Origin of the sequence: Pedobacter africanus (genome assembly GCF_900176535.1) — a bacterium.
GTDB lineage: Bacteria > Bacteroidota > Bacteroidia > Sphingobacteriales > Sphingobacteriaceae > Pedobacter > Pedobacter africanus.
In genome coordinates this window covers 513961-520488 of the sequence record NZ_FWXT01000004.1, presented here as the reverse complement: position 1 = coordinate 520488, position 6528 = coordinate 513961, and the positions used below count along the sequence as shown (strand labels likewise).

7 protein-coding genes are annotated in these 6528 nt (G+C 45.5%); all 7 read right to left on the bottom strand.

Going from position 1 to position 6528, the window contains the following annotated elements; genetic code table 11:
- Positions 1-659 (bottom strand): cytochrome c biogenesis protein CcdA (locus B9A91_RS22010; protein WP_449406348.1); only part of this gene is annotated, 659 nt, incomplete at its 3' end.
- Positions 660-679: 20 nt separating this feature from the next.
- The gene (locus tag B9A91_RS22005; RefSeq protein ID WP_084241213.1) at positions 680-1729 is read right to left on the bottom strand and encodes a PLP-dependent cysteine synthase family protein; all 1050 of its coding nucleotides are present in this window, start codon (positions 1727-1729) and stop codon (positions 680-682) included.
- Between the two features lie 150 nt (positions 1730-1879).
- Positions 1880-2584 carry a 3-keto-disaccharide hydrolase gene (locus B9A91_RS22000; RefSeq protein ID WP_084241212.1) on the bottom strand — a complete coding sequence of 235 codons (705 nt, stop codon included), beginning with the start codon at positions 2582-2584 and terminating at the stop codon, positions 1880-1882.
- A gap of 15 nt (positions 2585-2599) precedes the next feature.
- Positions 2600-3898 carry a Gfo/Idh/MocA family protein gene (locus B9A91_RS21995; RefSeq protein ID WP_200815710.1) on the bottom strand — a complete coding sequence of 433 codons (1299 nt, stop codon included), beginning with the start codon at positions 3896-3898 and terminating at the stop codon, positions 2600-2602.
- Between the two features lie 89 nt (positions 3899-3987).
- On the bottom strand, positions 3988-4536 hold the full coding sequence (locus tag B9A91_RS21990; protein WP_084241236.1) for an AAA family ATPase: 549 nt from the start codon (positions 4534-4536) through the stop codon (positions 3988-3990).
- A gap of 10 nt (positions 4537-4546) precedes the next feature.
- Positions 4547-5773, bottom strand: a complete 1227-nt coding sequence (locus B9A91_RS21985) for an MFS transporter (RefSeq protein ID WP_084241211.1) — start codon at positions 5771-5773, stop codon at positions 4547-4549.
- Positions 5774-5777: 4 nt separating this feature from the next.
- Complete coding sequence (locus B9A91_RS21980) at positions 5778-6443, bottom strand: FadR/GntR family transcriptional regulator (RefSeq protein ID WP_084241210.1); 666 nt, start codon at positions 6441-6443, stop codon at positions 5778-5780.
- Positions 6444-6528: the final 85 nt, after the last annotated feature.

Genomic DNA, 6528 nt, shown 5'->3' with positions numbered 1-6528 from the left:
AAGAAGATCCCCAGCAAACCTTTGCTGTTATCGGCTTTGCTGTCTATTTTATTGACAAATGAGCTGGGCAGGGTAATTTCGAAAGCCCCGAAAAATGAGATGGCAAATACCACCAGCAAAATAAAGAACAGGAAATTAAACAACCCGCTTGCGCTCAATGCATTCAATCCAGCCGAGCCGAAGATCACCGTGATCAGTAGTCCGAAAGCCACGTAAATGACAATGATGGACAATCCGTAGATCAGTGCCTGACCAATTCCCTTGCCTTTGCTGCCTGCCCTTTTGGTAAAGTAGCTGATGGTAAGTGGTACCATCGGGAAGATACATGGCATTAAAAAGGCCAGAAAACCACCTACAAGACCGGCAATGAAAGTTTCCCAGAGTGTCTTTGATTTTTCAGCCGCTGGCGCTGCAGCTTTGGCATCGGCCTTAACGGCAGTAGTATCGCTGCTTAAGCTATCTTTCGTTGTACTTGCAGGGGCCACAGCTGCTGTATCTGCAGGGGCAGGCGTTGTTTCCGGCGTAATTTCTGTAAATTCAATATCGGCCATACTGGTGTCGGCCTCTTGCGCCCATACAGCTGTACATGTACCCAGGAACAGGAACAATACTAAGGTCAGCAGTCGTATATTAAAAAATGTGGTGTGGTTTAGTTTCATATTTCTTTTCTAAAAACAAGCTATTTTAAACGGCAGATTGGCTGGTACCCGGTAAATACAGTGTCTGTAGATACAAACGAATCTTTAATGGTCTCTTCTTTTACCAGGTCAGTGCTCAGGTATTTTTTGTTACTGTCGCTCAGTATGCTCACTACTATGGCGTTATCGCCCATTTGTTCCCTCAACTTGATGGCCCCTATTACATTTGCACCAGATGAGATACCTACCGCAAGTCCCAGCTCTTTGGCAAGTTTCTGCGCCATAATGATGGCATCACCGTCGTTGGCCTGTATTACCTCGTCCAGTTCGTCCAGCTTTACGATCTCAGGAATAAATTCATCAGAAATGCCCTGGATGCGGTGACTGCCCACTTTATAACCGGTAGTCAATGTCGGACTTTCCGCAGGCTCAAGCGGGTGGATTTTAATTTCCGGGTTACGGGCTTTTAGGCCTTTTCCTACACCCATTACCGTACCTCCGGTGCCAACGCCTGCAACAAAAGCATCAGGCTTCAGGCCGTTCAGCTTCAATTGTTCCCAGATCTCCATACCCGTAGTTTTTTCATGCGCTTCCTCGTTGTACTGGTTTTCAAACTGTCTTGGCAAAAATACCCCGCCTTTGGCAGCCATTTCTTCGCAAAGTTTGATGCTGCCTAAAAAGCCGCCCTGTTCTTTACTGATCAGGATCACTTCGGCGCCCATACTCCTGATGATGTCAATACGTTCTTTGCTTAACCAATTGGGCATAATAATTTTAACCGGATGCCCCAGGGCCCTGCCAATAGCGGCAAATGCAATACCTGTATTACCGCTTGTAGCTTCAATAATGGTATCACCAGGTTTTATGGCACACGATTTATAGGCATGATACATAATGTTCAAAGCCATTCTGTCTTTCACACTTCCTGTAAGGTTGTAGTGCTCACACTTCACATAAACTTTCCCTGCTTTTCCCTTATAGGTATATTGCAGCTCCAGCATTGGGGTGTTCCCAACAAGGTGCCACAGGTGTTGAAATTTGTTGTTCAGGTCTGGCGATAAACAAGCCTGCTCCAGATTTTCAGCTAACATTTTTGTATTAAATAATTTTCAGTAAAACTCTTTAATACAAGTTATAATAACAATACACCTCTTTATTTCCGAAAATTTTTCAGAAAAAAGGCAATAAACAACAATTTCTTTCAGTCATACTTTCGTTTTATCCTGAGCGATTGTATTTTTTTACAGCTGTGTAATTCTTAAGTTCCGGAAATGAATCTCAGCACCTTCCGATTCCAGGCACAAATAGCCCTTTTTTACGGACGACCTGCTGATCCCGTTTACAAATTTGCCATTTACTGATAGTTTAATCGTTCCATCTACACAAATCACACGGTAACTGTTCCACTCGCCCCTGCCCTTGCAGCGGTTCTCTACAGATTTACTGCGTTCTCCCCTTGCGTTATCAGGAACCGTTGTTACGCCCCCAACCCCAAACAGTTCACCATGTACATAGGCAATCGGTTGCTCCACACCATCCCTGGCATTCAGCTTTACCCAGTCCAGCTCCAGCATCTGCACTTCTACACCGCCCGGCAGGCGGTTCTTTTCACCCGGTTTGGCATCACTCCACACAAATACACCTGAATTGCCACCGACCTCCATGTGTTTCCACTCTACTTCGAGGATGAAATTCTCGTAAAGCTTTTCAGACCGCATGACACCGATGGGTTTACCGGTACAGATCAGCAGGTCTTTCTCCAACCGCCAGGTATCGGGATCTGTATTTACGTTTATCCAGCTGATGCTTTGTTTTTTAGTTTTACCGGCAGTACCCGGCAATTCGGTTTCCTGCCCGAATTGTATGGGTTTTAACTGCGCGTATGCAGTTACAACGTACAGCAATACCTGCAAAAAGGCCACAGCCATTCCTTTAACTATAAACATAATATATGCAGGTGCTTAAATTACTTTGGTTATACCCGGCAAAGCTACTGGCTGGTCGTCCCATTTCATGTCCCAGCTATAGTCCTCAAATTTTGGCCCCAGGGCTATATTAGAGTTCAGGGCATCTTCGTAACTGATGGTTTGTCCACTATAAGCTGCCATACGTCCCCAGATAGACAATAAAGTACTTTGCGTCATGAACTCGCCATTGTTGATCGGTGTACCATTCCTTATAGAGGCAAAAAGCTCGTTGTGCTGTATCTGGTACATGTTTTTCTTTTCGCCCTCGTATTTCCAATTGGTCTTGCCACTCAACTCATACTTCATGCCCACATTGATATAGGCACTGCCTTCTGTACCGAGCACATCCACCGTATTGCGGTGCGATGTTCCCTCCTGCTGCCTGCAGAAATGGAAGCCTTTGGCACCGTTGGCATAGCCAAACTCTACAGCAAAATGATCGTATATGTTTCCGTAGATCTCGTTTACACGTACCTGCCGTCCGCCGGTTGCGGTACAGGTTAGCGGCATTTTATCACCCATGGCCCATGACATCATGTCCAGACTATGCACCGCCTGTTCCACAATAAAATCGCCGGAAAGCCAATTGTGGTAATGCCAGTTGCGCATTTTATAGGTAAGGTCATTCCAATCAGGCTGGCGCGGGTTAGACCAGTTACCCGAGCCGTTCCTGAAGGTAGATATGGTTTTAATCTCACCCACATCCCCATTTAATACCCTGCTAAAGACACCCCTTGTTGGCAGGTCGTACCTGAAGCAAAAGCCCGATACCAGCGCAAGGTTCTTCTCCTGTGCTTTTTTTGCCGCTGCCAGTACCGTACGGATTCCCGGCGAATCAACCGCTACCGGTTTTTCGCAGAACACATGTTTACCGGCGTTTATTGCCGCAGTAAGCTGATCTGGTCTGAATGCAGGCGGCGTGGTTAATAATACCACATCCACTCCCGAATCTATGACCTTTTGATAGGCATCAAAGCCTATGAATTTTCTTCTTTTATCTACCTTAACCCTTTTTGCATCAATATTTGTAAGCGCACTCAAGGCCCCTTCCAGGCGATCTTCAAAAACATCACCCAAGGCGGTTACAACCACATCAGGATCGGCTGCAAGCGCCTGCGCTGCTGCACCCGTTCCTCTTCCACCACAACCAATTAAACCAACCTTAAGGGTTTTGGCAGAACTGAACAATGGTGATCCGAAGCCGGTTTGGGAAGCCAGTGTGGCGCCCAGCACAGCTATACCCGATTTCTTTATAAAAGACCTCCTGTTTGTAAAATTTAAATCATTCATCATATTTGGTTTCATTTGATATATAAAAATAGAAATTATATGATGAATGACGCAATTAATGTTATTTTTTAAAAAGTATAGTGCATTGATTTTTAGCCCATTTGCCCGATAATGAAGTTTGCCCTTTCCGAAGCCGGGCATTTTGGTAATTCTACGAGCAAGTATCCCAGATCCGCATATACCGTTTTCATCACCTCGCAGGTGGCAACGGCCTCACCGAACGGCTGTTTCCTTTCGGTGTCGTTTCGATAAATTTCGGCCCAGGGAGGTGTAACAAACACCTTTTTGTTGTACCTCAATACTTTTGCGGCACGCAGCATACCATCCGGGACAGGAAGCCCACAAAGCCTCAGATAACCAATTACATCCGGAATACCCCTATCAAAAAATACAGGGGTAATGCTTGCTTCATGAGCCTTGAAGTCATTTACCGCGTAAGCGAACATTGCCCTCGCAAAAAGGGCTTGGTCTTCCCAGGGTAAGGCCTTGCCGCCGCGCTTCAACTCGTCTATAATGATCTTGCGGCCCGACTCTTCCACACAGGTATAATTCAGAAATTCCAACTCCGTAAGCAATGTAGTTTTCCCCATGCCCGGCCCGCCCGTGATCACATAAAAATTATCTTTTATTACCGGTAACATCAGCTGCAGCTTAAGCAGATTTCTTTTTTCCCTCAATATTAGGCAAGAACCCGGTAATGATGCCAATCAAGGGCAGGAAAGCACAGATATGAAACACATATTCAATACTGGTGTTATCGGCAAGCTTGCCCAGTAAAGCAGAACCAATTCCGCCCATACCAAATGCAAACCCAAAGAAAAGCCCGGCAACCAGGCCTACCTTACCAGGTATCAGTTCCTGGGCATACACCAGGATGGCCGAGAAAGCAGAAGCCAGGATCATACCGATGGGAACGATCAATACACCAGTCCAGAATAAATTTGCATATGGCAGCATCAATGCAAAAGGCGCGGTACCCAGAATAGAGAACCAGATCACATATTTACGGCCAAACCTGTCGCCCACGGGGCCACCTACCAGTGTACCGGCAGCAACAGAAAACAGGAACACAAACAGATAAAGCTGTGAAGTTTGTACCGTTACATGGAACTTATCAATTAAGTAAAAGGTAAAATAACTGGTTAGACTGGCCATGTAAAAGTATTTTGAAAAGATAAGTACCAGCAAAATAACAACTGCAGTTACCACCCTGGTTCTTGAAAAATTATTGGTCACAACAGTCAATTTACTGCCATGTTTAGCCCTTAAATTTACCATATAGCCTTTATACCATTTACCTACCCGCGTCAATATCATAATGGCCAGCAGGGCAATGATCGAGAACCAGATCACACTGAACTGCCCATTGGGCACAATGATCCAGGCAGCCAGCAGTGGCCCTATTGAACTCCCGGCATTTCCGCCCAGCTGAAAAATAGATTGTGCAAGTCCGCGGCGCCCTCCCGATGCCGCATGTGCCATCCGCGAAGCCTCCGGATGGAAGATAGAAGAACCGGTACCAATAAGTGCTACCGAAAGCAGCATAAAATAAAATCCGGTAGACAGTGATAAAGTGATCAGGCCGATCAATGTAAAACCCATTCCAATGGCCAGTGAGTATGGCTGAGGTTTTTTATCAGTATATAAACCTACAAAGGGCTGAAATAAAGACGCAGCCATCTGGAAGGCAAGGGTGATGAGGCCAATTTGCGAGAAACTAAGGTTATAATTGTCTTTAACCAACGGATAGATAGCCGGAATGAGCGACTGTATGGTATCGTTCAGTAAGTGGGAAAAGCTGATGGCAAACAGTATGGGAAATACGGTTTGCTGTGCAATTTGTTTGGGGTCGATTGTGCTTGTACTTGTTTCTTTCATGTTGTTATTGAGATACGTGTCCTAATATTTTTGCGGCAATGCTCCAGGCTTTTTTGGAATCGCCAGCGATAATGCTTTTCAGCAATTGTTCGTGAATGGGATAAGTTTCTTCGAAAATCAGCGTGTCGGGGTATATGGTCATAAACCAGTTCTTCAGGTGTATGGCGGTCGACTTATAAAGTTCAGCCAGGATCTCATTTTTTGAGGCCTCAGCAATGGCCATATGGAATTTTACATCTGCATCAATACAGGCCTCTTTTAAGCCCATGATCGCGGCGCTCTTCCTGTCCTCGAGATGGCCTTTAATGATCATGATATCGGCATCTGTCCTGTTTCGTGCTGCGAGTTCGGCAATCTTCATTTCCAGCAGCTGCCGCACCTGGTCCAGGTCCTGCACGTTGGCACGTTTCAGGCGCTGCTCCATAGGCTCCCTGGTGCCGGTTACCTGTTCTACAAAAGTACCTGCCCCCTGCTGTACCCTTAATAAGCCGGTATTGGTCAGAATCTTTATGGCTTCACGTATGGTAGAACGGCCAACGCCAAAGCTTTTCATCAGCTCGGGCTCTATGGGTAGCTTTTCATTTAACTGGTATTTGCCCAATAAAATCTGCTCCTGAATTTTGGATGCTACCTCATCCGCAAGAGACTTTTTAATGATTCTGTTTTCCATGTAATATTCATCATATCATCAGATGAATTGCAAAGGTAAAACTTTAGGATCAAAACGCAAGGCTTCGGCCTAATATTTGTAGAAT

Coding starts and splice junctions, on each gene's coding strand:
- B9A91_RS22005 (WP_084241213.1), bottom strand. CDS start 1,729: ATGTTAGCTGAAAATCTGGAGCAGGCTTGTTTATCGCCAGACCTGAAC.
- B9A91_RS22000 (WP_084241212.1), bottom strand. CDS start 2,584: ATGTTTATAGTTAAAGGAATGGCTGTGGCCTTTTTGCAGGTATTGCTG.
- B9A91_RS21995 (WP_200815710.1), bottom strand. CDS start 3,898: ATGATGAATGATTTAAATTTTACAAACAGGAGGTCTTTTATAAAGAAA.
- B9A91_RS21990 (WP_084241236.1), bottom strand. CDS start 4,536: ATGTTACCGGTAATAAAAGATAATTTTTATGTGATCACGGGCGGGCCG.
- B9A91_RS21985 (WP_084241211.1), bottom strand. CDS start 5,773: ATGAAAGAAACAAGTACAAGCACAATCGACCCCAAACAAATTGCACAG.
- B9A91_RS21980 (WP_084241210.1), bottom strand. CDS start 6,443: ATGGAAAACAGAATCATTAAAAAGTCTCTTGCGGATGAGGTAGCATCC.